27 protein-coding genes are annotated in these 23,254 nt (G+C 70.8%); 12 read left to right on the top strand and 15 right to left on the bottom strand.

The window, feature by feature from the left end:
• Positions 1–28: 28 nt before the first annotated feature.
• From IEX37_RS07435 to IEX37_RS07405, 7 genes are all read right to left on the bottom strand, one after another.
• Complete coding sequence (locus IEX37_RS07435) at positions 29–1,708, bottom strand: thiamine pyrophosphate-dependent enzyme (RefSeq protein WP_188755614.1); 1,680 nt, start codon at positions 1,706–1,708, stop codon at positions 29–31.
• Between the two features lie 292 nt (positions 1,709–2,000).
• On the bottom strand, positions 2,001–2,411 hold the full coding sequence (locus IEX37_RS07430; RefSeq protein WP_188755613.1) for a hypothetical protein: 411 nt from the start codon (positions 2,409–2,411) through the stop codon (positions 2,001–2,003).
• 465 nt (positions 2,412–2,876) lie between these two features.
• Complete coding sequence (locus tag IEX37_RS07425; protein ID WP_188755612.1) at positions 2,877–3,281, bottom strand: arsenate reductase ArsC; 405 nt, start codon at positions 3,279–3,281, stop codon at positions 2,877–2,879.
• 78 nt (positions 3,282–3,359) lie between these two features.
• On the bottom strand, positions 3,360–5,012 hold the full coding sequence (locus IEX37_RS07420) for an ABC transporter permease (RefSeq protein ID WP_188755611.1): 1,653 nt from the start codon (positions 5,010–5,012) through the stop codon (positions 3,360–3,362).
• A complete protein-coding gene (locus tag IEX37_RS07415; RefSeq protein ID WP_188755610.1) occupies positions 5,009–5,932 on the bottom strand; it encodes an ABC transporter ATP-binding protein in 924 nt (307 codons plus the stop codon). The genes IEX37_RS07420 and IEX37_RS07415 overlap by 4 nt, the downstream gene beginning before the upstream one ends.
• Positions 5,929–6,654, bottom strand: a complete 726-nt coding sequence (locus IEX37_RS07410; RefSeq protein WP_188755609.1) for a TetR/AcrR family transcriptional regulator — start codon at positions 6,652–6,654, stop codon at positions 5,929–5,931. The genes IEX37_RS07415 and IEX37_RS07410 overlap by 4 nt, the downstream gene beginning before the upstream one ends.
• A 91-nt stretch (positions 6,655–6,745) precedes the next feature.
• Positions 6,746–7,615, bottom strand: coding sequence for a metalloregulator ArsR/SmtB family transcription factor (locus IEX37_RS07405; protein ID WP_188755608.1), 870 nt, complete (start codon positions 7,613–7,615; stop codon positions 6,746–6,748).
• A gap of 100 nt (positions 7,616–7,715) precedes the next feature.
• Between IEX37_RS07405 and IEX37_RS07400 the strand changes: the two genes are divergently transcribed.
• From IEX37_RS07400 to IEX37_RS07385, 4 genes are read left to right on the top strand one after another with little or no spacing between them, the layout of a single operon-like run.
• A complete protein-coding gene (locus IEX37_RS07400) occupies positions 7,716–8,066 on the top strand; it encodes an ArsR/SmtB family transcription factor (RefSeq protein ID WP_188755607.1) in 351 nt (116 codons plus the stop codon).
• 5 nt (positions 8,067–8,071) lie between these two features.
• Positions 8,072–8,821 (top strand): aquaporin, encoded by a 750-nt coding sequence (locus IEX37_RS07395; protein WP_188755649.1) that lies wholly within the window; start codon positions 8,072–8,074, stop codon positions 8,819–8,821.
• Positions 8,822–8,874: 53 nt separating this feature from the next.
• Positions 8,875–9,084 carry a hypothetical protein gene (locus IEX37_RS07390; RefSeq protein WP_188755606.1) on the top strand — a complete coding sequence of 70 codons (210 nt, stop codon included), beginning with the start codon at positions 8,875–8,877 and terminating at the stop codon, positions 9,082–9,084.
• A complete protein-coding gene (locus IEX37_RS07385) occupies positions 9,047–9,535 on the top strand; it encodes a DUF6098 family protein (protein WP_229663133.1) in 489 nt (162 codons plus the stop codon). Before IEX37_RS07390 ends, IEX37_RS07385 begins: the two co-directional genes overlap by 38 nt.
• Positions 9,536–9,538: 3 nt before the next feature.
• Here IEX37_RS07385 and IEX37_RS07380 read toward each other — a convergent pair whose 3' ends face one another.
• From IEX37_RS07380 to IEX37_RS07370, 3 genes are all read right to left on the bottom strand, one after another.
• Positions 9,539–10,489 carry a carbohydrate ABC transporter permease gene (locus IEX37_RS07380; protein WP_188755605.1) on the bottom strand — a complete coding sequence of 317 codons (951 nt, stop codon included), beginning with the start codon at positions 10,487–10,489 and terminating at the stop codon, positions 9,539–9,541.
• Positions 10,486–11,376 carry a carbohydrate ABC transporter permease gene (locus IEX37_RS07375; protein WP_373286256.1) on the bottom strand — a complete coding sequence of 297 codons (891 nt, stop codon included), beginning with the start codon at positions 11,374–11,376 and terminating at the stop codon, positions 10,486–10,488. The genes IEX37_RS07380 and IEX37_RS07375 overlap by 4 nt, the downstream gene beginning before the upstream one ends.
• Positions 11,377–11,453: 77 nt before the next feature.
• Positions 11,454–12,842, bottom strand: coding sequence for an ABC transporter substrate-binding protein (locus tag IEX37_RS07370; RefSeq protein WP_188755603.1), 1,389 nt, complete (start codon positions 12,840–12,842; stop codon positions 11,454–11,456).
• Positions 12,843–13,079: 237 nt separating this feature from the next.
• Between IEX37_RS07370 and IEX37_RS07365 the strand changes: the two genes are divergently transcribed.
• Complete coding sequence (locus IEX37_RS07365; RefSeq protein ID WP_188755602.1) at positions 13,080–13,562, top strand: YciE/YciF ferroxidase family protein; 483 nt, start codon at positions 13,080–13,082, stop codon at positions 13,560–13,562.
• A 56-nt stretch (positions 13,563–13,618) separates the two neighbouring features.
• Here the strand turns inward: IEX37_RS07365 and IEX37_RS07360 are convergent, their stop codons facing one another.
• Entirely contained in the window at positions 13,619–14,290 is a 672-nt protein-coding gene (locus tag IEX37_RS07360; protein WP_188755601.1) for a DUF6766 family protein, read from the bottom strand.
• Position 14,291: 1 nt separating this feature from the next.
• Positions 14,292–14,423: a hypothetical protein gene (locus IEX37_RS16055; protein WP_268236526.1), complete on the bottom strand. Its 132-nt coding sequence runs from the start codon at positions 14,421–14,423 to the stop codon at positions 14,292–14,294.
• A gap of 180 nt (positions 14,424–14,603) precedes the next feature.
• On the opposite strand from IEX37_RS16055, the gene IEX37_RS07355 reads away from it, so the two are divergent.
• Positions 14,604–15,068, top strand: a complete 465-nt coding sequence (locus IEX37_RS07355; protein ID WP_188755600.1) for an SRPBCC family protein — start codon at positions 14,604–14,606, stop codon at positions 15,066–15,068.
• Positions 15,069–15,188: 120 nt separating this feature from the next.
• Positions 15,189–15,512 carry a DUF7882 family protein gene (locus IEX37_RS07350; protein ID WP_188755599.1) on the top strand — a complete coding sequence of 108 codons (324 nt, stop codon included), beginning with the start codon at positions 15,189–15,191 and terminating at the stop codon, positions 15,510–15,512.
• A gap of 60 nt (positions 15,513–15,572) precedes the next feature.
• On the opposite strand, the gene IEX37_RS07345 is transcribed toward IEX37_RS07350, so the two are convergent.
• A complete protein-coding gene (locus tag IEX37_RS07345; RefSeq protein ID WP_188755598.1) occupies positions 15,573–15,923 on the bottom strand; it encodes a DUF7882 family protein in 351 nt (116 codons plus the stop codon).
• Positions 15,924–16,086: 163 nt separating this feature from the next.
• Between IEX37_RS07345 and IEX37_RS07340 the strand changes: the two genes are divergently transcribed.
• The 3 genes from IEX37_RS07340 to IEX37_RS07330 all read left to right on the top strand — a co-directional run bounded on the left by IEX37_RS07340 (position 16,087) and on the right by IEX37_RS07330 (position 18,595).
• Positions 16,087–16,791 carry a GTP pyrophosphokinase gene (locus IEX37_RS07340; RefSeq protein WP_188755597.1) on the top strand — a complete coding sequence of 235 codons (705 nt, stop codon included), beginning with the start codon at positions 16,087–16,089 and terminating at the stop codon, positions 16,789–16,791.
• A 73-nt stretch (positions 16,792–16,864) separates the two neighbouring features.
• Positions 16,865–17,971 (top strand): 5-methyltetrahydropteroyltriglutamate--homocysteine S-methyltransferase, encoded by a 1,107-nt coding sequence (locus IEX37_RS07335; protein WP_188755596.1) that lies wholly within the window; start codon positions 16,865–16,867, stop codon positions 17,969–17,971.
• A 129-nt stretch (positions 17,972–18,100) separates the two neighbouring features.
• Positions 18,101–18,595, top strand: coding sequence for a glutaminase (locus IEX37_RS07330; RefSeq protein WP_188755595.1), 495 nt, complete (start codon positions 18,101–18,103; stop codon positions 18,593–18,595).
• 28 nt (positions 18,596–18,623) lie between these two features.
• On the opposite strand, the gene IEX37_RS07325 is transcribed toward IEX37_RS07330, so the two are convergent.
• Together IEX37_RS07325 and IEX37_RS07320 are read right to left on the bottom strand one after the other, a co-directional pair.
• The gene (locus tag IEX37_RS07325; protein WP_229663132.1) at positions 18,624–19,340 is read right to left on the bottom strand and encodes a substrate-binding domain-containing protein; all 717 of its coding nucleotides are present in this window, start codon (positions 19,338–19,340) and stop codon (positions 18,624–18,626) included.
• A gap of 49 nt (positions 19,341–19,389) precedes the next feature.
• The gene (locus IEX37_RS07320) at positions 19,390–19,800 is read right to left on the bottom strand and encodes a transferase (protein WP_188755594.1); all 411 of its coding nucleotides are present in this window, start codon (positions 19,798–19,800) and stop codon (positions 19,390–19,392) included.
• A gap of 310 nt (positions 19,801–20,110) precedes the next feature.
• Between IEX37_RS07320 and IEX37_RS07315 the strand changes: the two genes are divergently transcribed.
• Positions 20,111–21,448, top strand: coding sequence for an aminotransferase class I/II-fold pyridoxal phosphate-dependent enzyme (locus tag IEX37_RS07315; RefSeq protein WP_188755593.1), 1,338 nt, complete (start codon positions 20,111–20,113; stop codon positions 21,446–21,448).
• Between the two features lie 154 nt (positions 21,449–21,602).
• A complete protein-coding gene (locus tag IEX37_RS07310) occupies positions 21,603–23,216 on the top strand; it encodes an ABC transporter substrate-binding protein (RefSeq protein WP_188755592.1) in 1,614 nt (537 codons plus the stop codon).
• The last annotated feature ends 38 nt before the right edge of the window (positions 23,217–23,254 follow it).

The following is a 23,254-nucleotide window of genomic DNA, read 5'->3' as shown; positions in this document are numbered from 1 at the left end:
GCGGATGATGCCAAGGAGGCCGTGAGCGTCAGTACGCCTGCTCGCGCTGGCCGACGATGAGATGGATGAGCGCGAATCTTCCATCGCCTTGCGCTGCTAGCGCTGCGTCCACTGCGGCCGGGATGTCTGCATCCCGCTCCACGCGCACCCCGAAGCCGCCGAAGGCGGTTGCCATGGCGGAGAAGTCGGGATTGACGAGCTGTGTGCCGGACACACGGCCGGGATGATGCCGTTCCTGGTGCGTGCGGATGGTGCCGTACTCCTGGTTGTCCATGACGACGACAAGGGGGGCGGCCCCGTGCTGTCGGGCCGTGGCGAGCTCTTGGCCGTTCATGAGGAACTCGCCGTCTCCGGCGATCGTCACGATCTGCCGCTGAGGAAACCGCAGCGCGGCCGCGACGGTCGAGGGGATCGAGTACCCCATCGAACCATTGCCAGCGCTCACCATCGCGGGGTACTGGCGTACGGGGAAGTACCGGTGCGCCCAGTTCGTGTGCTCGCCGGCACCGAGCGTCACGAGCGCGTCCTCGTGCAGCTTCGGCACGAGGTGCGCCATCAGGGTGTCCATGCGCGCCGGCCCTTCGGCATCCGTTCGTGGCTCGGGCAGTGCGGCGAACTGGTCCTGCTGGGAGCGCATGCGCGCCGTCCACTCGCGCCATTCCGGTTTGGTGGGGACGTCGAGGGCTACAAGGTCGCGGACGAATGCGGGGGGCTTGGCGACGATCTGGTGGGAGACGGCACCTGAGCGGCCTCGCAACAGCGGATCCATCGAGACGAGGAAGTTGCGGCGGTGCCAGCCCTGCCGAGCGATGTAGCCGCTCGTGAGGACGTCGCCTGGCACAGTTCCGACGAAGATGAGAAGGTCTGTCTCTTCGAACAGGTCGTACGTCGGCTTGGGGCGCCCGTACCCGATCGGACCGACGTAGCTGGGCGAGTCGAAGCCGACCACGCCCTCCGTGCGCCACTCCGCCGCGGCGGCGATACCATGTTGCTCGAGCCAGGCGGTCAGTTGCAAGGATGCGGCTGACGTCCAGTCGCTGCCGCCCGTGACAACAAGGGGCTTGTCGCACCCGCGTAGCGCCTCGACAAGGGCCGCCGCGTCCGACCGGGCAATGCCGCCCTCGGCGATCGGGATGGGCGGGTGCACGGTCGTCGGGATCTCCTGGCGGATGACGTCCTCCGGCAGGCCCACGACGACGGGACCGGGACGACCGGAACGGGCGGCGAAGATCGCTTCCGCGACTGTCTCCGCGGCGCGTTCTGCGGAGTCGAGCACGAGCACTCGCTTGGCGCCCTTGTCGAACCAGCCGTGGATATCGAACTCCTGGAAGGCCTCGCGGTCTCGATGGTCGACGGGGATCAGCCCGACGAAGAGCACGAGCGGCGTGGAGTCCTGCCATGCCGTGTGAAGCCCGACGAGCGCATTGGCGGCCCCGGGTCCTCGTGTGACCATGACGATACCGGGCAGATCGCCCAGCTTGCCCTCGGCCTCCGCCATGTATGCCGCCCCGCCCTCGTGGCGGCACACGATCGTCTCGATGGACGAGCCGTGAAGCCCGTCGAGCACTTCCAGATAGCTCTCACCCGGGACGACGTAGGCGCGCGGGATGCCGTGCTCCTCCAGCGTGCGGACGATGGCGTGTCCGGCTGTCTCGGTGACGGGGGCGGCGGTCGTTGTGGCAGGTGCTGTCTCCAGCGTGGTGGTCATCTCTGCTCCGAGGTGTGTGGTGGGGTCGCCCCAAGCATTCACCTCGAAGTCAAGCGCGAGCACGTCCAGGACAAAGAAAGAACTCGCGTTCTTCCGGTTTAGGTGCCAGTAGGCGGACTTCTCTGAGGAGAGAAGCAGAAGATCTGGCCCATCTTGCGGCCGGATCGAGCGCGATTGGGGGCGCGCCAGAGCCGTAGATATGGGTGGCTGTCCGACCGCTGACACGCGTGCAGTGCGGCTGACACGCGTGCAGTGCGTCGCCGCGTGGCGCCGACGCACTGCACCGCCCACGTCAGGCGTCGTCCGGGTCCTCGCCCTCCGCCTGGGATGGGTGTCCCTCGGGGCCCGGCGCCTCCGGTCCCGCAGGGCTGTCGGGGTCCTCGCCCTCCGCCTGGGACGGGTGCCCGCTGGCGCCCGGCTCGCGGGCGTCCGACTCGTCGCCCACGGGCGCCGTCTCGGCGTCGACGGGCGGGTGCTCTCCGCCCACGGGGTCCTCGCCGGCGGGGAGGTCGGGCTGGTGACCGATGACGGGATTCTGGCCGAGCTCCAACTCGGGGTCCTCGCCCTCGCCCTCCGTGCCGTGCCCGGCGCTGCGCGCTTCGGCGGGCTGCTCGCCGCCGATCGACTCGCCCGAGTCGTCGGGCGACAGGTCCGGGTCGACGTCGATCTCGGCGTCCTCGGGGCCTCGGGGTGTGCTGCTCATGATGCGCCTCCAGTCGTCGCTTACATCCAGGCTCGCGCACAGGGACGTTCGGCGGGAGGGGATTGACAGTGTTCGAGCGCCGGACAGCGCCTCGGAACGGGACAGGGCGGCGCGCTCCGGCTGAGCCGGGCGGGCCGCCCTGCGGGGGAGGGGGCTTACCAGTCCTCGCCCTCGGCCTGCGACGGGTGCTTGTCGAACCAGTAGGGCCGCCCGTCGTGCTGCGTCGCGTCGACATCGATGTCGTTCATCCGACTCTCCTTTGCGTGTCCTGCGTCTCCGCGCGGGCGCCGGGAGGCGTCCAGCTCTCGCGAAGACTCCTCCAGGATCGCTCCGGAGGGACCGGTGGGATCGACCGATATAGCGGAAAGATCATCGAGTCTTTACAAAATGGGATGCGCTGCGGCGGTTTTGCAGATCTCTCCGGTGGAGGCGTGCGTGATTCTGCGGCCGGTGCCGTTTTGTCCGTCAGGCGGGGGCGATCTCGGCGAGCAGCGCCTGCACCCGCGCGCGGATCTCGTCGCGGATCGGGCGCACCGCCTCGATCCCCTGCCCCGCCGGGTCGTCCAGCTCCCAGTCCTCGTAGCGCTTCCCCGGGAAGACGGGGCACGCGTCGCCGCAGCCCATCGTGATCACGACGTCCGACTCCTTGACGGCGTCGACCGTGAGCACCTTGGGCGTGTTGCCCGCGATGTCGATGCCCTCCTCGGCCATCGCCGCCACGGCGACGGGGTTGATCTGGTCCTTGGGCGCCGAGCCGGCGGAAAGGACCTCGACGCGGTCTCCCGCGAGCGCCTGCAGGTAGCCGGCGGCCATCTGGGATCGGCCGGCGTTGTGGACGCAGACGAAGAGCACGGTGGGCTTGGTGGTCATGGATCCTCCTCGCGCAAAAGCATAGATGAGCATCTATGAATCCGGAAGGGGCTCGGCGATCGCCCAGCCCCTTCCGTCTCATCCGCTGAGCGCGTCGCGGCGCCGGAAACCGACGATCCCGACCAGGAAGAGCGCCGCCGCCACCGCGGTAAGCCCGGCCAGGCCAGCGCCGTCGACACCGTCGCCGAAGCTCTCCGGCACCCAGTGGAACGGGGAGATCCCGAGCACCCACTCCGGCAGCTCGAACAGCGCGCCGAACATGCCCGCGATGAAGACGAAGGCGAGCAGCAGCCACGCCAGGCCCGTCGCGCGCGGCGCCCAGCCGTACAGGGCGGCGGTCAGGCCGAGGAAGACCAGCACGGCGGGGGTGTAGGAGACGAACACGGCCGTGTAGTCGCCGAGTCCCGGGTCGTCCACGCCGACAAGTGCCGCGCCCGCCCACAGTCCGTACACGGAGGCGGCGAGCAGGACGAGCGTTCCCAGACCCGCCACCGTCAGCTGGCCGCCCAGCCACCGGGCGCGCGAGACGGGAGCGGCGAGCGGCAGCTCCAGGCGGCCCGCGGTCTCCTCGCCCTTGGGACGTTGGCCCGCGACGATCGCGTAGGCGGCCGCGCACAGCGAGATGTACAGCATCATCACGCCGAGGAAGGATGTCGTGAACTCCGACGGATCCGTGCCGAAGAGCTGACCGATGATCGGGTTGGTCTCGACGAGATCCGACACCATGTCGTCCAGCGTGCTCATCATGGTGCCGCTGGCGAACCAGAGCAGGCCGAGGCCCAGCGTCGACCACAGGAGCGCGCCACGCTGCTGGAGCCACGCGAGCGCCATCGGGGAACGCAGCGTGGTCCTGGCGTCCCGGCGGCCGGGCCGCGTGGCCACCAGGCCCGCGCCGATGTCGCGCCGTCCGGACAGGAGCGCGGCGACGACCAGCAGTGCGACGACGGCCGCCAGGGAGAGCAGCAGGGGCCACCAGCGCACGTCGACGAAGGCCCGCAGCTGCTGCGCCCAGGCGATGGGCGAGAGCCACGACAGGGCGGACCCGCCCCTCTCCTGAAGGTCGCCCGCGGCGCGGACGACGAAGGCCAGCCCGAAGACGGCGAGGGCCAGCCCGATCGCGGTGCGGGCGTGGGACGTGATCTGACTCGTCACGAGTGCCACAGCGCCGAACACGAACGCGGACAGCGCGCATCCGAGCATCATGGCCGCCGTGTCGGCGAGGGGTGCGTCCGGGGCGCCGAGGAGCATCGCCCCGGTGGCGACCGCGGCGGTCACGAGCAGGTGGGCGCCGAGCGTGAGCATCGCGGCGACGCCCGGAGCGCGCCGGCCGACGGCGCTCGCGAGCACGAGCTCGGATCGACCGGTCTCCTCCTCCAGTCGCGTGTGACGCACGACGTGCAGGATGCTCATGATCGCCAGGGCGAGCACGATCCAGGTGATGCCCTCGTTCGCCATCGCAACGGCGGGCGTGTAGTCGTCGAGGCCGTACCCCGGGCCGCCCATCACGATCCCGCTGGGCGTCTCCATGACCGCGGCCCGCGCGCGCAGCGCCGCCTCGTCGAAGATCGTGGTGAGCGCGAACGCGAAGTAGAGCGTGAACGCCGCGATCGACAGGGTCCACACGGTGAGACGGATGCGGTCGCGGCGCACGATGTGGCGACACAGCTCCCCGAGGCCGGCGAGCGGCGAACCGCTGAGCGTGCGCGCGGCGGCGGTCGAGGTGGTGCTCATCGCCGCGACCCGCCCTCGAGCGCGGCGAGGTCGTCGCCGTAGTGCCGCATGAAGAGGTCCTCGAGCGAGGGCGGCGTCGCCGTGAGGCTCTCCACGCCCCGTGCGGTGAGGGCGGCGAGCACGTCGCCCATCGCCGAGTCGTCCGCGTCGAACGTGACGCGGGAGCCGCCGTCGACGGCCTCCGTCACTGCATCGTGCACGCCGGGGAGCGCCACGACGCCCTCGGCGTCCCGCTGCACGACCGCGACGACGCGTGTGCGCGTCAGGTGGCGCAGGCTCGTCAGGGTGCCGCTCTCGACGGACCTGCCCGCGCGGATGATCGTGACGGTGTCGCACACCTTCTCGACCTCGCTCAGGATGTGGCTGCTGAGCAGCACGGAGCGTCCCCGCGCTCGCAGCCGGCGCACCTCATCCGTGAAGACGGCCTCCATGAGCGGATCCAGTCCGCTGGTCGGCTCGTCCAGGATGAACAGCTCGGCGTCGCTCGCGAACGCCGCCACGAGGGCGACCTTCTGCCGGTTGCCCTTCGAGTAGGTGCGCGCCTTCTTGGTCGGGTCGAGTTCGAACCGCTCCAGCAGCTCGGCCTTCCGCCGGCGGTCGGGCTTGCCGCGCAGCCGCGCGAGGTAGTCGATCGCCTCTCCGCCGGTGAGGTTGGGCCACAGCGACACGTCGCCCGGTACGTAGGCGAGCCGCCGGTGCAGCGCGACCGCATCGCGCCAGGGGTCGCCGCCGAACAGGCGCACCGTGCCCGCGTCGGCGCGCAGGAGCCCGAGCAGGATGCGGATGGTGGTGGACTTCCCCGAGCCGTTGGGGCCGAGGAAGCCGCGCACCTCCCCGGGCGCGACGGCGAGGTCGAGCCCGTCGAGGGCGGTGAAGGAGCCGAAGGACTTGCGGAGCCCTCGGATGTCGATCGTGTTCATTTCTGTTCCTTGTCTGCGGGGTCGGAATCCGCCGGATCCGTCGGATGCGGCGCGGGCGAGCCGTGCGGCTGTCCGCCCGGAGGATCCGAGACGTAGAGCAGGTAGTCGTCGAGCAGGCGCCGGGTCGTGAACAGCCCCTCGGTGAACAGCTCGAGCATGGGGAGCGTGCTCTCGGCCTGCAGGCGGCGGGAGACGGCGGGCAGGTCGCCGGGATCTGCGGGCGGGTCGAGCTGCAGCGACAGCAGGAAGGAGCCCATCGCGCTCATGACGAGGTGGCGGGCCCGTGCGGCGCTGTCTCGGCTCGGCCGGACGATGCCCTGGGCCTCCGCGACGGCCAGGTATCCCTCCGCGTCGGCGATCATCTGCTCGACGAACTCGCGGCCGAGCGGCCCGCCGGCGACCACGGACTTCATGGCGTACGCGACGATCGGCGCGTAGACGTCGCTCTCGGCGAGCACCCCGAGGAGGCGGCCCTCGGTCGCGCCGGCGATGTTGCGCTCCTTGGCCCGCCGGATGACGTCGAGCACGTGCGCGTCGCACGCCGCCCTGAGCCCGTCCTTCGACCCGAATCGCTTGATCACGAGCGCGGCGCTGACGCCCGCGTCCTGGGCGATGGCGCGCAGAGGCGCGTCGAAGCCCTCCCGTGCGAAGCGCGACACCCCCGCGGCCACGATCGGGTCATCCGGGGGCGGGATGGGGATCACCGACGCTCGCGTGAACATGTGTTCACATCCATGCGATACACCGTAAACGCTCGTTCACGGTCGCGCAAGCGGATGCCCGCGACGCGTCGCAATTGGATGGCCGCGCGGCTCAGAGCAGCTCGTCGAGCAGGCCTCGCACGCGGCGCTCGATGTCGTCGCGGATGACGCGCACGTCCTCCAGCGGCCGGCCGGCCGGGTCGTCGACCTCCCAGTCGAGATAGCGCCGACCGGGGTAGATGGGGCACGCGTCGCCGCAGCCCATCGAGATCACGACGTCCGCGGCGCGCACGGCCTCGTCCGTGAGCGGCTTGGGGAACTCGCCCCCGATCGGCACGCCGATCTCGTCGAGCGACATCACGATGGTCGAGCGCATGTCGGCGGCGGGCATCGAGCCCGCGGTCCGGACGACGACGCGATCGCCCGCGAGATGGCGCAGGATGGCGGCCGCCAGCTGCGACCGGCCGGCGTTCTTCACACACACGAACAGCACCTCGGGACGTTCGGTGTGCGGGCCGTCCGCGCGCGCCAGCGCCTCGAGGCGGGATGCCGCGAAGGCCGCGGTGCGCGATGCGAGCTGGCGGGGCGGCGCCTCGCCGTGGGCGAGGAGGTCGAGGCTCTCGCGCACGTAGGCGTCGATCGTCTCGCGGTTGAAGATGCCGCGGAAACGCACGGCGAGGTCGTCGACGATCCGTCCGAGGTCCGGTTCGTGCGGGGCGGGTGTCACGCCGACCAGAGATGCGACGGCGTCGGCGTGATCCGGCGAGACCGAGAACCATGCTCGGCGGCCGTCCTGCTGGCGCGACACGACGCCCTCGGCCAGCAGGGCCTTCATGTGGTGGCTCACCGTCGGCTGGCGCAGCCCCAGCTCGTCGGCCAGCTGGCCGACGCGGGCGCGCCCGCCCGGAGCGGACAGGATCAGGCGCAGGATGCGCGTGCGCGTCGGGTCCGCGATCGTCGCGAGCGGGTTCCCGGCATCCATAGACCAAAGCCTATGTCCGCGGGGTGCTCGCTGTCCGGCCAATCCTCGCTCTCGCACCGCGAAGGCATCGACAATGATGAATATCGATTACTCTCGATGCATGCCCGCCTCGCTCGATGTCACTCCCGTCGCGTCGCCCGCGGTCTGCTGCGCCCCCCTGGTTCGCGAGCCGCTCGGAGCGGAGGAGGCGGAGCGGCTGGCCCGGGCGATGAAGGCGCTCGCGGATCCTGCGCGCCTGCGGCTGCTCTCGATCGTCGCGGCGACCCCCGAGCGGGAGGCGTGCGTGTGCGACCTCATCGAGCCGGTCGGGCTCGCGCAGCCAACCGTCTCGCACCACCTGCGGATCCTGACCGAGGCGGGCTTCCTCACGCGCAGCAAGCGGGGCACGTGGGCCTTCTATGCTCTCGTGCCGGACGCGCTCGAGCGCGTCGCCGCGGTGCTCGAGCCGTGAGCGCGATGGCCGCGGGAGCGCCCGCGCGGAAGGTCCCTGGGCGTGCGGCCTCTCCCCGCGAGCTCGCGGGCGAGTTCCTCGGCAGCCTGTTGCTCGCCGCGATCGTCGTCGGCTCGGGGATCATGGCGCAGCGCCTGTCGCCCGGCGATACCGGGCTGCAGCTGCTCGAGAACGCGTTCGCCACGGCGCTCGGCCTGGGCGTGCTGATCGTGGTGTTCCAGCCGATCTCCGGCGCGCACTTCAATCCGGTGGTGTCCCTCGCCGATGCGGCGCTCGGCGGGCGCGGGTGGCGCATCGCCGCGGCGTACGTGCCCGTGCAGGTCGGCGGGTGCATCGCCGGGGCGCTCCTCGCGGATGCGATGTTCGCGGTGCCGCGCGCCGGCTGGAGCACCACCCACCGCGCCGAGCCCGGCCTGCTGCTCGCCGAGGCCGTCGCGACGGCCGGCCTCGTCCTCGTGATCTTCACGCTGGTCCGCAGCGGCCGGGCCGCGCTGGTCGCCCCGTCGGTGGGCGCCTACATCGGGGCGGCCTACTTCTTCACGGCCTCGACGAGCTTCGCCAACCCCGCCATCACGATCGGACGGATGTTCTCGGACACGTTCGCGGGCATCGCGCCCGCCTCGGTCCTGCCCTTCGTCGCGGCCCAACTCGTGGGCGGTGCCGTCGGCGCGTTGCTGGCCGGCTGGCTCGTGCGCGCGGCCGCCGCGCCCGCGGGTGCCGACGTGTCGCCGCCGGAGGCGATGTCAACCCGTTGAGCCGCGCGCGTGCGGAGGCCTAGCTTCGGTGCAAGCGAGGAGAAGGGGGAGCCATGACCGCCGAACTGCCGTCGATCCACGAATGGTGGCCGCGCCTGTCGATCTCGACCAAGCACGCGCTGCGAGAGCACCCGGGCGACGCCCTGCCGAGCGAGGCGCGCGAGGAGATCGCGGAGATCACGGGCCGCGACGTGCCGGAGGGCGCGACCCTGAGCGAGGAGGACCGTGACTTCATCTCCACCCAGTCCGAACAGGTCGACTGAGACGGGTGCCGCGGGAGAGCCGGCGCCCGACGACGGGCTCCGGCTGCTGACCAGCATGGCCGAGCTGGTCGACCTCGTCCGCTCACGGCCCGAGTCGTATGTGCGGTACTCGGCCGGGCCCGAGCACGACGCATCGGAGCAGAGTCGCGACACGGAGAGCGGGCTGGACCTGCCGGGCCTGTCCGTGAACCCCCTGCATCCGGAGGCGTGGTGGACCCGTCCCCTCGAGGACTGGCTCGCGCGTCAGGTGTGCCAGTACGCCGAGCTGGCGGAGAAGAACCGGGACCGCTTCGCGTGGGTGCTCGACGGCCGCATGGTGGGTCGGGGGCCCGATTGCGAGCCGCTCCTGGCGGACATCCAGCCCCTCGCGATCCTCACCCCTCGGCTGCTCGACGAGGCGACCGCGCGCTACGAGCGCAACTTCGACGCGCACCGCGGCCCCGAGGACTGACCGCTACCCCTTCACGCCGCCCGCCGCGACGCCGTGGATGATGTGCCGCTGGGCGACGAAGAACAGGATGATCATCGGGATCGTCGTGATGACGCTGGCCGTCACCAGGATCTCCCAGTGCCACTCCCCGCCGAACCCGAAGGTGTCCACGAGCGCCTTGAGACCGCGCGGCACGGTGAACGTCGCCGAGTCGCGCAGATAGATGAGCGCCCGCATGAGGTCGGTCCACACGGCCTGCACCTCGAACACGAGCGTCACGGCGAGCGCCGGCCGGCACAGGGGCAGCGCGATGCGCCAGAACACCTGCCACGGGCTCGCGCCGTCCACGCGAGCCGCGTCGAACAGGTCGCGCGGCAGCGACAGCATGAACTGGCGCAGCAGGAAGATGTAGAAGGCGCTCCCGAACAGGTTGTGCGCCCACATCGGGGTGAGGGTGTTGACGGCGCCGAGGGCGTTCCAGATGAGGAAGGTCGGGATCATCGTCACGGCGCCGGGCAGCATCATCGACCCCAGCACCAGGGCGAACAGCGGCCCGCGCCCCCGGAAGCGGTAGAACGCGAACCCCCACGCCACCATCGCGCTCGAGATCGTCACCGCGACGGCGGCGAGCACGGTCACGATGAGCGTGTTGAGCAGCCAGACGGCGAGGGGCGCCTGCTGCCAGACCTGGACGTAGTTGTCGAGGATGAACGTCTCGGGGATGAGACGGTTGTCGAACACCTGGCCGCGTGGCTTGAACGAGGCGCTGACGAGCCAGACGAACGGGTACACGAACACGATGCCGATCGCGACGAGCGCGACGATCGTGAAGACCCGCCCGATCCGCGTGCGACGGCGCTGAGACGGCCGCCGGCCCTCGGCCGTGGCGCCCGCCGCCGCCGCTCCTCTGTCGCCCAGACCGCCCGCGGCGGCCGCGCCGCGCGCGCCGGTGAGGCGTTCGGTGAGCGTGCTCATCGCGTGTTCCCGCCTTCGTAGTGCACGAGCCGGCGCGAGACGAAGGCCTGGATCGCGGTGACGATCATGATGACGAGGAACAGCAGCCAGGCCATCGCCGACGCGTATCCCATGTGGAGGAACTGGAAGGCCTGCTGGAACAGATAGATGACGTAGAAGAGCGCCGCGTCGTTCCCGTAGGTGGTGTTGCCCGCGCCGAAGAACGCGGTGTAGGCCTCATCGAACGTCTGCAGCCCGGCGATCGTGTTCACGACGACGACGAAGAACAGCGCGGGGCTGATCATCGGAAGCGATACGTGCCGGAACTGCCGCCAGGCGCCCGCGCCGTCGAGGCGCGCCGACTCGTACAGCTCCTCCGGGACCCCGCGCAGCGCCGCGAGAAGGATGAGCACGGACGAGCCGACCGTCCACAGGCTCATGATCACCAGGCCTGGCTTGACCCACGACGGATCCGTCGTCCACGAAGGCCCGTCGATGCCGATGGCGCCGAGGCCCGTGTTGATGAGGCCGCTCTGGCCGTTGAACAGCAGCAGGAACAGGATTCCCACCGCCACGGGCGGCGTCATCTTGGGGAGGAAGAAGACCGTACGGAAGAAGCCGGAGGCGCGGCCCGCGCGTGCCAGGAGCAGCGCGAGCGCGAGAGAGACGATCACGTACAGCGGGACCTGTACGGCCGTGAAGAAGAGCGTGTTCGTGAGCGCGAGCGAGACCTTCGGGTCGGCGAAGAGCCGCGCGTAGTTGTCGAAGCCGATGAACGTCGGGTCGTTGATGACGTCGTAGTCGGTGAGCGACAGGTAGGCGCTGTAGATCAGCGGCCACGCCGTGAACACCGCGAAACCGATGATCCACGGGCTGAGGAACAGCAGGGCCGCGCGCGTCTCGCGCATCCTCGACCGCGGGCGACGGGGGACGCGCCTCGCCGCCCGCGGTCGAGCCGGTGCGGGCGCGGCCGAAGGGGAGGCCGTCATCCCTCGTCCGAGCCGATGCGACCCCACGCCTCGTCCAGCGCGCTCTGGGCTGTCTCCTGCGCGCGTGCAAGGGCGTCGGTGGGCTCGGCCTGCCCGGACAGCACCGAGTTCACGGCGTCCTGCATGGCGGTCTCGAACTCGGCGTCGGCGGGGTTGGCCGGCAGGGCGAATGTGTGGTCGTTGGCCTCGTACATCGCCGCCACGGCGGTGTCCCAGGGCTCGCCGCCCGGGGTGACCATCTCCCGGATGACCTCGTCCGCCTCGGCGTTGCCCGTGAGGATGCCGGTGAACGGCTTGCCCTCCTCGGTGCGCAGGTCGAGGCGCGCCTGCGCGGCGGCCTGCCAGGCATCGACCTCCGTCATGGCGCGCGCCCACCGGCACGCCGCCTCGGGGTCCTCGGCCCCCGCGGGGATCGCCCAGGCGGACCCCGACGCGTACGCCAGCGGCTCGCCCTGCCGGTCCTTGACCGTGTCGAACGCCATCGGGGCGTCCGGGGAGACGTCGTTGAGCACATTGATGTACCACTGCTCCATCGGCATGGCGCCGAGAGTGCCGCTGGCGAACTGATTGCCCTCGCCGAAGAAGTCGGCGGAGTCGCGGTACGCCTTCACCGCGCCGAAGCCGCCCTGTGCGTCGTAGATGGAGACGGCCCACTCGAGTGCTTCGATCGCGGCCGGGTCGTCCAGGCGCGCCTCGCGCCCGTCCTCGCTGATGAGGTCCGCGCCGTTCGCCTTGGCCCACAGCGGGAAGAACTCGGGCAGCTTGCTGTCCACCCCGATCACGCTGAGACGTCCGCCGTCCGAATCGGTGAGCGCCTCGTTCGCCGCGGACATCGCGTCCCAGTCGGACCCGTCCACGTCCGACAGCGACAGCCCCGCGGCCTGCAGCAGATCGGCGTTGGCCATGGTCACCTGCACGACGTTGAACTCCGGGATCCCGTAGATGCGGTCGTCGAGCGTGACCTGCGCGAGCGCCGACTCCACGTACATGCCGGTGTCGATGCCCTCGCCGTCGATGCAGCGGTCGAGGGGGAGGATCGCGCCCCGCGCTGCCAGGGAGCCGATCTGGTCCCGGTTGGCGTAGATCAGATCGGGCGGGGAGCCGGTGGCCACCGCGGAGAGGAACTGCTGCAGATCGAGCTCCCCCTCCGTGAGCCTGACCTCGACGCCCTCGCCGAGGAGCTCCTGAGCGCGGTCCATGCGGGCGGTCGCGACCTCGTCGACGCCCGAGAACCCCATGACGTCGAGCCGTCCCTCGAGCTCGGCCGACGCGTCGTACTCCGCGTCCGCGTCGTCGGCGCCACCCGTGCCCGCGGCGCAGCCGGAGGCGAGCGCGATGACCCCGCTTGCGGCGATGACTGCGGATAGTGCCCGATACCGTCTCACGCTTCACTTCCTTCGTGTCGTTCCCCTGCGGGAACGGTAGGCACGAGGGGGTGGGAGGAGAAGCGGCTTGACACCGTCGCGGTGCGGCTCTACCAGGGCGCGGGCTGCCGGACGCCGGCCGGGCGGAGGATATAGCGGGCGCCGGGAGCCGACGCAATCCCCTCGGGCGGCGAGCGGGGGTCGTCATAGCGTCGGCTGAGTCGGCCCGGGATCGGGTCGGTGAGACGAAGGAGGACCATGAGCCAGCTCAATCTCGAAACGCCCGAAGACCTGCTGCGCTTCCAGCTGCGAACGGCGATGACGATGGAGGAGGACTCTCTCGCGGCCCTCGGCGAGCTGAGCGAGGCGGCGCAGTCGCCCGACATCAAGAAGCTGTTCCGGCACCACGCCGACGAGACCAAGGAGCAGATCGAGAACCTCAAAAAGGTGTTCCAGCTGCTCGAGGTGCCGGAGTCGACCGCGGCGTCGCCCAGCACCAAGGGGATCAGCAAGCAGGCCGAGTCGCTGATCGCCCGCAGCGCCCCGGCGCTGCGGGACCAGGTGACGCTGTCGGCCGCGCTCGGCAACGAGCACTACGAGATGGCGGCGTACGAGGGTCTGATCCTGCCGGTCACGGCGATGGGCGCGACGGAGGCGTTGAAGCTCCTGGAGGCCAACCGCGAGCAGGAGGTCCACACCAGCGAGGAGCTGTCGACGCGCCTCAAGGAGCTCGTGGGCTGAGGCGGTTGGGCGAAAGAGGGGACGCGAGCGCGTCCCCTCTTTCCGTGCGCCGATCGCTAGTCCGACTCGACCGAGGTCGTGGCGTGCGGCGTGCCGACCGGCTTGGATTCCGCCGAACCGCGCTGACGCAGGTAGATCGAGAACGCCACCATGCATCCGACCGCGAGCAACTCCGACTGCCAGTTTTGCAGCGTCCGGTTCCAGAAGTCCGGTGTGACGACGTATGCCGCCCAGGTCATGGGCGGCTCGCCGTGCTGCGCGGCCTCGTCGTTCGCCACGGCCACGCCGCTCAGCGACTGCGCGAGCCACGAGAGCGCGAAGAGCCCGCCCATCACGAACAGCATCGAGTTCGAGTACAGGGTCGTCCGCCAGTCCCCGGCCCGGGCCCAGAGCGGGGTACCGCGCCCTGGGCCGATCTGCTGGTCCTCCGCGCTGCCGGGCCCCTCGTCCCCCGGCTTCTTGGACTCCGGCGAGCCGCGCTGGACGAGCCATACCGTCGCGAGGATGAACACGAAGAACTGGAGGAACTCGGACTGCCAGTTCTCGGAGACGTCGACGATGAACTCGGACGACGTCACGAACTGCCACAGGGTCACGCCGGGCAGACCGTGGCTGGCGAGCTGTTCGTTCTCGTAGGCGTGGCCGACGACCGCCTGGCCGACGAGGGACACGAGGAAGGCGGCGAGGAAGAAGAAGGTGAGGCCGTTGTCCCGGAGCGCGCGGCGCATGTCAGCGTCCCATCAGCGGCAGGGCAATCATGACTGCAAGGCCCCCGATGACGAGCAGCGCCCACGCCCAGAACGCCGCGCGCATTCCGCCCGTGTCGCGCTCGCGATCCCCATCATGTGCTGCATCTGGCATGTGAGGACGATACGGCGGCGGCGCGAGCTCGCACCAGCGGCTTGACTTCCCGGCGGGAGGCTCCTCACCACGGTCTCGGCGCTACATCGAGACCCTCGGAGAGTCAACCCCATTAGCGTCCTCCGAGCCGCGACGTACCGTCGGACCACATTGCGAGACGGAGATTCACTAGGAGGCATCATGACGGCAACGCTGACTGCAGAGATCGATGTCGAGGCTCCCATCGACACCGTCTACAACCAGTGGACGCAGTTCGAGTCCTTTCCGAACTACCTGGGGGCGGTGAAGTCGGTCCAGCAGATCGACGATGTGCGCACGCGTTGGACGGTGAGCATCGCGGGGCGGGAGCACGACTTCTACGCCGACATCGTCGACCAGGTCCCGGACAAGCACATCGCGTGGCAGAGCACGGACGGCACGTTCCACGCCGGTCGCGTCGAGTTCGAGCCGCACGGCACGGAGACGCATGTCAAGCTCCGCATGGAGTGGGAGCCCGAGGGCGTGATCGAGAAGATCGGCGCCGGGCTCGGCATCGACGACGCACAGGCGCAGATGGACCTGCAGCGTTTCAAGAAGTTCGTGGAGGAGCGTGGCGAGGAGACCGGAGGCTGGCGCGGCGAGGTTCACGGACGCACCGTGGAGTGAGCGGACGTGCGGCGCGGGAGGGCCCCGCCAGCCCGCGCCGGACGCGCGTTCAGCGCGCGCCGCCCGCGCGTCGCGAGGGAAGACCCTGTCCGGGACGCCTAACTCGGGTATCGTCGCATTGTGGGGCGATTCATTTACGGCGCGGCGGCCGACTCCGTCGACATCGATGACCGAACTCTGGCGCATCTGCGCATCGTCGTCATGAACAAGCTGCGCCGAGGCGAGCCGTTCATGTTCGACACCAAGCTGGGCGACGGCATCGGACGCCGCAGCTTCTGGCTGCATCCGGCCGTGCCGCTGCAGTTCCACTTCTCGGGCGGCCGTGCGCCGCGGCTCAACCGTGTGTGGCTCGACGAGCTCATGAAGGCGGCGAGCGGGCCGAACGGGCTCACCGTGATGCCCGAGCCGCCGGACCCCACGTCGGGCGGCGGCGAGGAGAGCTGACCGGAGAACAAGAGAAAGAGGGTCGCGCCCACGGGCGCGACCCTCTTTCTCTTGTCGGGGCTACTTCTTCGCTGAGGCGTCGTCCTCGTCGTCGCAGATGTCCTCCACCGGGCCGACGTGCTCCGCGATCAGCGTGATCCCGCCCAGCGCGTTGGCCGAGTGCGCGAGCTCTTCGATCCACTCGCGGTTGAGCTCGGGCGCGACCGGCTCGTCGAACTCGAAGCGGACCGGGATCGAGGGGTGCACCCAGATGGTGCTCCGGCCAGGACCATCGTCCTCGGGATGCTGCCAGGAGACGGTGAAGCTCTCGCTCCGGCGCAGCTTGCTGACGACGACGACCTTGAGGTGCGCGAGCGCGCGGTCGTCGATGTGGATCGGGGTCGCGGCCGACCCATAGTGGAGGATGCCCATGCGCTCAACATAGATCGAATATGTTCGCGCACAAAATGTTCTCCCACCTCCTGGCGCGTTCCCGGGATACCGGCTGGCCGGCTCAGGAGCCGCTGGAAGGCTCATCTCGCGTCCATCAGGGGCTCACAGGACGCTCGTAGCAGCCACCCCTAGCGTGGCATCCATGACATCTCTGCCGGTCGACGGCGACCTCATCGAGCACGTGCGCGGACTGCGCGACGAGATGAACCGCTTCCTCAACGAGTACAGGTTCGGCATGCGCGAGATCGAGACGAAGATGTCCATCCTGCGCGAGGACTTCGAACACACCCACTCCTACAACCCCGTGGAGAACGTCTCGTGCCGCCTCAAGTCTCCTGACAGCATCGCCGAGAAGGTCGTCCGCAAGGGCATCAGCCCCGACCTGGAGGACATCCGCCGGAACATCACCGACATCGCGGGCGTCCGCGTGACGTGCAGCTTCGTCCGCGACGCGTATCGCCTGTTCGACCTGCTGGCGGGCCAGGATGACATCACCGTGCGCGAGGTGAAGGACTACATCGCCCGGCCGAAGCCCAACGGCTACAAGAGCCTCCACGCGATCGTCGAGGTGCCCGTCTTCCTCTCGACCGGCACGGTCACGGTGCCGGTCGAGGTCCAGTTCCGCACGATCGCGATGGACTTCTGGGCGAGCCTCGAGCACAAGATCTACTACAAGTACGACAAGCAGGTGCCCGGCCACCTGATCGACAGCCTCCGTGAGGCCGCGGAGACGGCGGCGGAACTCGACGCCCGCATGGAGCGGCTGCACGGCGAGATCCACGGACCGTACCCTCGGCCGGTCGGACCTCTGATCGCGCTGCCGGGCGGTGCCGCGACGGAGGCCTGACGACGCGCGGCCCGGCATGACGGCGGATGACGTGCCCGCAAGTCGCCCGCCGGCCCGGGGATAGGCTGACGGGGTGACCGTGAATCCTCCCTATCGCGCCGACATCGTCGGCTCTTTCCTGCGTCCCCAGGCTCTCAAGGCGGCCCGCGCGGACCATGCCGACGGCCGCATCGACGCCGACGCGCTGCGCGCCGTCGAGGACGCCCACATCTCCGAGCTCGTGGCGAAGCAGGCCGAGAACGGACTGCGCCTGGGAACGGACGGCGAGTTCCGGCGCGCGTGGTGGCATTTCGACTTCTTCGACGGTCTCGACGGCGTCGAGATCGTCGAGTCCGACCACGGCCTGCCCTTCCAGGGTGCCCAGACGAAGCAGCGGGCCGTGCAGATCAGCGGCCGCATCGGCTTCAGCGATCATCCGCACCTGGCCCACTACCGCTCGATCGCCGAGCTCGCGCAGGCCGCCGGCATCCAGCCCAAGTTCACGATCCCGTCGCCGACGGTGCTCGACTTCCGGCTCGAGCCGCAGAACATCGTCGGCGCCTACGGGCACCGCGACGACTACGTCGATGACCTCGTCGAGGCGTATCGCGGAGCCGTGCGGGCGTTCTACGACGCCGGGGCGCGATACCTGCAGTTCGACGACACCGCGTGGGCGTATCTGTGCAGCGACGTCGAGCTCGAGCGGGCGCGCACCGAGCGCGGCATCGAGACCGACGGCCTCGGGGAGCGGTACGCCTCCATCCTGAACCGCGTGCTCGAGGGCAAGCCCGACGACCTCGTCGTCACCACCCACGTCTGCCGCGGCAACTTCCGCTCCACGTGGATCTCCTCGGGCGGCTACGAGCCCATCGCCGAGAACCTCTTCGGCGTGGCCTACGACGGCTTCTTCCTCGAGTACGACAGCGACCGCGCGGGCGGATTCGAGCCGCTCCGGTTCCTGTCCCCGGGAGAGCAGACGGTGGTGCTCGGCCTCATCACGACCAAGACGGGGGAGCTGGAGGACGCGGACGAGATCAAGCGTCGCATCGAGGAGGCGGCGCGTTTCGCCCCGCTCGAGCAGCTCGCGCTCAGCCCCCAGTGCGGCTTCGCGTCCACGGAGGAGGGCAACGTGCTGACCGAGGACGAGCAGTGGGCGAAGATCCGCGCGGTCGTGGACATCGCCGCCGACGTCTGGAAGTAGCCGCCCCACCCCGACAATCCGTACCCGCGCCGAGAATGCGTGTGCCCGACGCATTCTCGGCGCGGAGTCGTATTCTCGGCGCGCAGGCGCATTGTGGAGGTGCGGGCGGGGCGGGTTAGCGTGAGACGCATGGCGGAGGATGTCGCGCAGCTGTTCGTCGACGCGAGGCGTCGGCTCGCCGGCGTTCCGCGCGAGGCGCTGGGCGAGGTCGCCGAGCCCGGCAGGATCCGCGCCGTGCTGGGCGCCCGACCGCGGATCGTCCGGGTGGGGGATGCGTGGCGCGTGGGCATCCTGCTCGTCGATGACGGCGCTGTGTACGAGACGGGCGAGGTGCTCCGCGCGGCCGATCCCGGCCGGCGGGGCTACGCCGCCGAGTCGGCGCGTCAGCGCGCGGAGTTGCGCGCGATGGCGTTGCGCGGCGGCTTCGCCGAGGGGGAGACGGTGCACATCGGCTGGCGCCGCCTGGACCTCGAGGCCGTCGCAGCGGGACGCGCCGACGGTCCGCTAGCCTGGGTCGGGGATCGCGTCACCATCCGCTGGACGTCCACGGGCGGACGCATGCCGCTGTCGTCCTACCTGTCCGAGCGCATCGATCTGCTCCTGAATCCCCCCGCCGGCGCATAGCCCGGCACGGGCTGCGCGGAGGGGCCGGTCAGCCGCGGGAGGAGTGGGCGGTGCGGCCGCGGACGATGCCGACGAACGTCTGGACGTCGGGGGTGTCGCGCGCGACGGGCCACGCGAGCGCGACGGTCGAGGTCGGCGCGCCCCGCAGGGGCCGGTGGGCCACATCGCGGCGGTGGTGCAGGCGCGCGAGCGACATCGGCACCACGACCACACCGACGCCGGTCGCGACCGTGGCGATGGCGTCCGCCGTGGTCTCGGGCGCGTCGAAGCGAGGAGCTTGCGTGCCGGGCAGCGGAATCGGCCCGAGGACGTCGTCGTGCGGCACGATCAGGACCTCGCCCGCGAGGTCCTGGGGCTCCAGCTCCTCGACGGCGGTCAGCGCCGAATCCGCGGAGGCGACCACGACGGCCTCCTCGGTGTAGAGCGGGATCACGTGGAGGTCGGCGTCGTCGATCGGCAGGCGCACGAGGGCCGCGTCGACCTCGCCCGCGAGCAGCGCGTCGCGCTGCCCGGACACGGTGAGCGGTACGAGCTCCAGCGGCACGTGCGCCCGGCGCTCGCGCCAGCGGTCGATCCACTTGCCCGGTGTCGCGCCGGGGATCGCGCCGAGCCGGAACACGCGCGGCTCCTCCGGCGCGACGGGGGCGGCGCCCTTCGCCGCGGGGGGTCGCGCCGCGGGGCGCGCGGGGGTGCGGCGCGGCCGACCGCGGCCACCCGGTGCGCCGCCGCGGCCCTTACGCATCATCCCGTCAGGCTACGGCAGGGCGCGTGGGCGCGTCACGGCCGCCGGCGGCTCAGGCCGCCAGGTGCAGGCCGCCGCGGCGGTCGGTTGCGACGCTCCCGCCGGCCGGAATGGTCTCGTCGTCGCCGATGCGCGCGCCCTTCGCGACGCGCGCGCCCGCGCCGACGCGCGTGCGGACGCCGATGTGCGCCTTGGCGCCGATGGCCGCCTTCGGGCCGATGTGCGCGCCCGCGTCGATGTACGCGTGCGGACCGATCAGCGCCTCGGGCTCGACCCAGGCGCCTCGCGCGATCACCGCACCGGCGGCCACCTGGACGCCGGGCTCGATGTACGCGCCGGCCTCCACGCGCGCGTCCGGGTGCACCTTCGCGCCGTGCGCGACGAGGCCCCGGCCGTTGACGTGCTTCCGATAGCGCAGCGTCTCGCCGTGATCGTTCTCGATGTCGACGTAGTTCTTGCCCACGATGCCTTTCCTCGGCCCCGGTCGAGGCCGGACACTGGGGACAACGCATCCCCGCGGGAGGTATTCCCTGCTCACCCCCGGCCCGCCCGCTCAGCGGGACGACCGGTTCGGTCTCCATCGTGCGAGACGGAACAGTGAGCCGCCCGACCGCGCGCTGGCATTCGCGTGGGAACGGAGCCGAGTCCGGCCGGTCGCCGCTTCCCGCGCCCGGTGACCCGCGGCGACGAGGAGCCGGTGTGTTCAGTGTCGGTAGGCTCCTGGTGAACATATCCGTCGCGGGTCCGGGATCCGCGCGTCCGCGGGAGGTGCCGTGACCGACTCGTCGTCCGTCGAGCTCGTCGACCGGCTCACCGCCCGTACGGCCACGGGGTTGGCCGCGGAGATCTCCGAACTGATCCGCTCCGGTGATCTGCTTCACGGTGCACGGCTGCCCACCATCCGGTCGGTCGCCGACGCGGTGGGGGTCAGCGTGGGAACGGTGGCGGAGGCCTGGGCGACGCTGCGCCAGGAGGGGCTCGTGGAGACCCGTCGTCGCGGTGGCACGCGCATCGTCGGCGCCGAGCGGCGGTCGGCATTCCCCGGCTGGGCCGGCGTCGATCTCCTGCTGTGCAGCCCGGACACCCGCCTGCAGCCGCCCCTCGAGCCGGCGCTGCTCCACGCGCTGCGCCAGCCGGGCGTCAACGCGTGGGGGCGCGAGCACATGGTCGGCGCCCTGCAGGAGCAGGTCGCGCCGCTGTGGCCGTTCGCCGCGGAGGCCTGGACGAGTGCGGGAGGCGGGACGGAGGGACTGTGGCTCGCCACGCGCGCCGTGATCCGTCCGGGACGTCCGATCGCCATCGACGAGCCGGCGCCGCCCGGATTCCTCGCGACGCTCGCCGAGCTCGGCGTCGAGGTGATCGGGATCCCCGTCGACGATGAGGGCGCCCTGCCCGGCGCGCTCGAGTCGGCTCTCGCGGCGGGCGCCGCTGCGTTCCTGCACCAGCCGGGCGGCCCCTTCTCGCCCCGGGCAGTGCTCAGCGAGGCCCGTGCGCAGGCGCTGGCAGATGTGCTCGAGGGTTCCGACGCCGCGATCGTCGAGGACGACTCGCTCGGTCTGCTCTCGACCGCCCCGGTGCGCACCGTCGGGGCGCGCCTGCCGCATCGCACGGTGCGGGTGCTGAGCTTCTGCAAGTCGTTCGGGCTCGATCTGCGCACGTCCGTGATCGGCGGTGCGCGCCACCTCGTCGACCGGGCGATCTCCGCACGCAGCGGCGGTGTCGGTTCCAACAGCCGCATCCTCCAGCACGCGCTCGCCGCGATGCTGCGGGACGAGGCGGCGCTGCGCACCGTCGAAGCCGCCAAGGAGCGCTACGCGCTGCGGCGCACGCTCGCGGTGTCGGCGCTGCGCGATGCCGGCCTCACGGTTCGTTCGGGCCCGGGGAGCCTGGTCGCGTGGGTGGAGGTGCCGGACGAGCGCGCCACCGCGCTCGCCCTCGCGACGCGCGGGATCATCGTGGACGTCGGCGCCACGGCGTTCGTCTCGCCGCAGCCGGTCGGGCTGCTGCGGCTGTCCACCGCGCAGCTGCCCGAGGACCCGGGCCTGCTGGACGAGCTCGCGCAGCTCATCGCGCGCGCCGTCGACGGGGACCTGCGGGTCCGGTTCGACTGACCGCGCCATTATGTTCAGTCGTTAAGTTCGATTCTTACGACTTGTGTCGGAAACATACTGAAACGGACGTAGGCGCGGCGCGCTCGCGCCGATAGCTTCCTGACTCAACACCCCGCATCCCCGGGCCTGGCCCGCCGATCGAGAGTTGACGTCCGTGAACCGCACCGCGTTCCGCCTTCCCGCCGCCCGCCCGTCCGCGCGGGGTCGCGTGGCGCCCCTCCGCGCGGTATCCCGCCGCACGACGACCCGCCGCGCGGTGCGCAGCCTGGCCGCGCTCGCGATCGGAGCCTCGCTGGCCCTTTCGGGCTGCGCCGCGGGAGGAGCGCCCGGTGCGGGCTCCGCCGCCGCCGCGTCCGCGGGCACGATCACGTGGGGATGGGCGCTCCCCTCGACCTGGGACCCCGTGACTTCAGCGATCGGCAACGACCTGCACGCGCTCGCGCTCGTGTACGAGCCGATCACGCAGCAGACCGCGGATGGCGACGTCGCGCCCGGGCTCGCGGAGAGCTGGGAGTACAACGAGGCCGGGGACGAGGTCACGTTCCACCTCCGCCCGGGTCTGACTTTCTCCGACGGCACGCGCCTCGACGCCGAAGCGGTGCGGCAGAGCCTGCTGCGCGGCCGAGACGGCGCCGACTCGACGGTCGCCGCTCAGCTCGCGGTCGTGCGGGACGTGGTCGTGGACTCGCCGACCGACGTGCGACTCGTGCTCGACCAGCCGGACTTCCAGATCCCCCTGTTGCTGTCGGGCAAGACGGGCCAGATCGTCAGCCCCGCAGCCATCGCCGAGGACACCGGCGCGCTCGCCACCCGCCCCGTCGGCGCCGGGCCGTTCATCCTCGAGGAGTATGTGCCCGACTCGCACGCCACCCTCCGCAAGAACCCCGACTACTGGAACGCCGAGCACATCCGCGTGGACGAGTTCGTCCTGAAGCCGACGCCCGACCCGTCCGTCATCGTCGCGGGGCTGCAGAGCGGACAGTACAACGTCGTCAGCATCCCCGCGTCGCAGGTCGACAGCGTCGAAGCCGCGGGCTTCGAGGTGCTCAAGCAGGAGGTGCTCCCCGTGCGCGTCCTCGACGTGAACAACACGGTCGAGCCGTTCGACGACCCGCGCGTGACCCAGGCGATCAGCCATGCGATCGACCGGCAGGAGCTGATCGACGTCGCGAACTTCGGATACGGCGAGCCCCTGTGGCAGCCGTTCCCCGACGGCTACGTCGCTCACAGCGACGCGCTCGACGACCTCTACCCGCACGATCCCGACCGGGCGCGGGAGCTGCTCACCGAGGCGGGCTACCCCGACGGCGTCGACATCGAGCTCGCCATCTCGGCCGAGTCGGATCCGCTCGCCGAGCTCATCCAGCAGCAGCTCACCTCTGCCGGCATCCGTACGAGCCTGGTGGTGCAGACACCGGGCGAGGTCAACTACATCACCCGCAAGTACCCGTTCGTCGTGGACCAGTTCAACGCACGACAGTCCCCGGTGCAGGCGCTCGAGGTGCTGTTCGGCGAGGAGGGGCTGATGAACCTCGGCAGGAACACCCCCGCCGATCTCCCCGCCGCCGTGGACGCCGCCCGCGCTCTGCCGCTGGATCATCCCGACTACCCCGCGGCGATCCAGAACGCCACGGAAACGGCCGTCACGCAGATGCCGAACGTCTTCCTGTTCTCGGTCACGCGCTTCTTCGCCTACACCGACGAGGTCAAGGGCCTGCGCGGGTACGTCGACACGTGGCGCTTCGAGGACGTCACGGTCGGGCAGTAGCCGCGGCCCCGAGACATCACGACGGCACGAGACCACGA

Origin of the sequence: Microbacterium album (genome assembly GCF_014643695.1) — a bacterium.
GTDB lineage: Bacteria > Actinomycetota > Actinomycetes > Actinomycetales > Microbacteriaceae > Microbacterium > Microbacterium album.
This window is presented reverse-complemented; position numbering and strand designations above follow the sequence as displayed.

Coding starts and splice junctions, on each gene's coding strand:
- IEX37_RS07420 (WP_188755611.1), bottom strand. CDS start 5,012: ATGAGCACCACCTCGACCGCCGCCGCGCGCACGCTCAGCGGTTCGCCG.
- IEX37_RS07430 (WP_188755613.1), bottom strand. CDS start 2,411: ATGAGCAGCACACCCCGAGGCCCCGAGGACGCCGAGATCGACGTCGAC.
- IEX37_RS07395 (WP_188755649.1), top strand. CDS start 8,072: ATGGCCGCGGGAGCGCCCGCGCGGAAGGTCCCTGGGCGTGCGGCCTCT.
- IEX37_RS07425 (WP_188755612.1), bottom strand. CDS start 3,281: ATGACCACCAAGCCCACCGTGCTCTTCGTCTGCGTCCACAACGCCGGC.
- IEX37_RS07365 (WP_188755602.1), top strand. CDS start 13,080: ATGAGCCAGCTCAATCTCGAAACGCCCGAAGACCTGCTGCGCTTCCAG.
- IEX37_RS07380 (WP_188755605.1), bottom strand. CDS start 10,489: ATGAGCACGCTCACCGAACGCCTCACCGGCGCGCGCGGCGCGGCCGCC.
- IEX37_RS07375 (WP_373286256.1), bottom strand. CDS start 11,376: ATGCGCGAGACGCGCGCGGCCCTGCTGTTCCTCAGCCCGTGGATCATC.
- IEX37_RS07360 (WP_188755601.1), bottom strand. CDS start 14,290: ATGCGCCGCGCGCTCCGGGACAACGGCCTCACCTTCTTCTTCCTCGCC.
- IEX37_RS07340 (WP_188755597.1), top strand. CDS start 16,087: ATGACATCTCTGCCGGTCGACGGCGACCTCATCGAGCACGTGCGCGGA.
- IEX37_RS07405 (WP_188755608.1), bottom strand. CDS start 7,615: ATGGATGCCGGGAACCCGCTCGCGACGATCGCGGACCCGACGCGCACG.
- IEX37_RS07410 (WP_188755609.1), bottom strand. CDS start 6,654: ATGTTCACGCGAGCGTCGGTGATCCCCATCCCGCCCCCGGATGACCCG.
- IEX37_RS07345 (WP_188755598.1), bottom strand. CDS start 15,923: ATGGGCATCCTCCACTATGGGTCGGCCGCGACCCCGATCCACATCGAC.
- IEX37_RS07325 (WP_229663132.1), bottom strand. CDS start 19,340: ATGATGCGTAAGGGCCGCGGCGGCGCACCGGGTGGCCGCGGTCGGCCG.
- IEX37_RS07330 (WP_188755595.1), top strand. CDS start 18,101: ATGGCGGAGGATGTCGCGCAGCTGTTCGTCGACGCGAGGCGTCGGCTC.
- IEX37_RS07400 (WP_188755607.1), top strand. CDS start 7,716: ATGCCCGCCTCGCTCGATGTCACTCCCGTCGCGTCGCCCGCGGTCTGC.
- IEX37_RS16055 (WP_268236526.1), bottom strand. CDS start 14,423: ATGCCAGATGCAGCACATGATGGGGATCGCGAGCGCGACACGGGCGGA.
- IEX37_RS07390 (WP_188755606.1), top strand. CDS start 8,875: ATGACCGCCGAACTGCCGTCGATCCACGAATGGTGGCCGCGCCTGTCG.
- IEX37_RS07435 (WP_188755614.1), bottom strand. CDS start 1,708: ATGACCACCACGCTGGAGACAGCACCTGCCACAACGACCGCCGCCCCC.
- IEX37_RS07355 (WP_188755600.1), top strand. CDS start 14,604: ATGACGGCAACGCTGACTGCAGAGATCGATGTCGAGGCTCCCATCGAC.
- IEX37_RS07415 (WP_188755610.1), bottom strand. CDS start 5,932: ATGAACACGATCGACATCCGAGGGCTCCGCAAGTCCTTCGGCTCCTTC.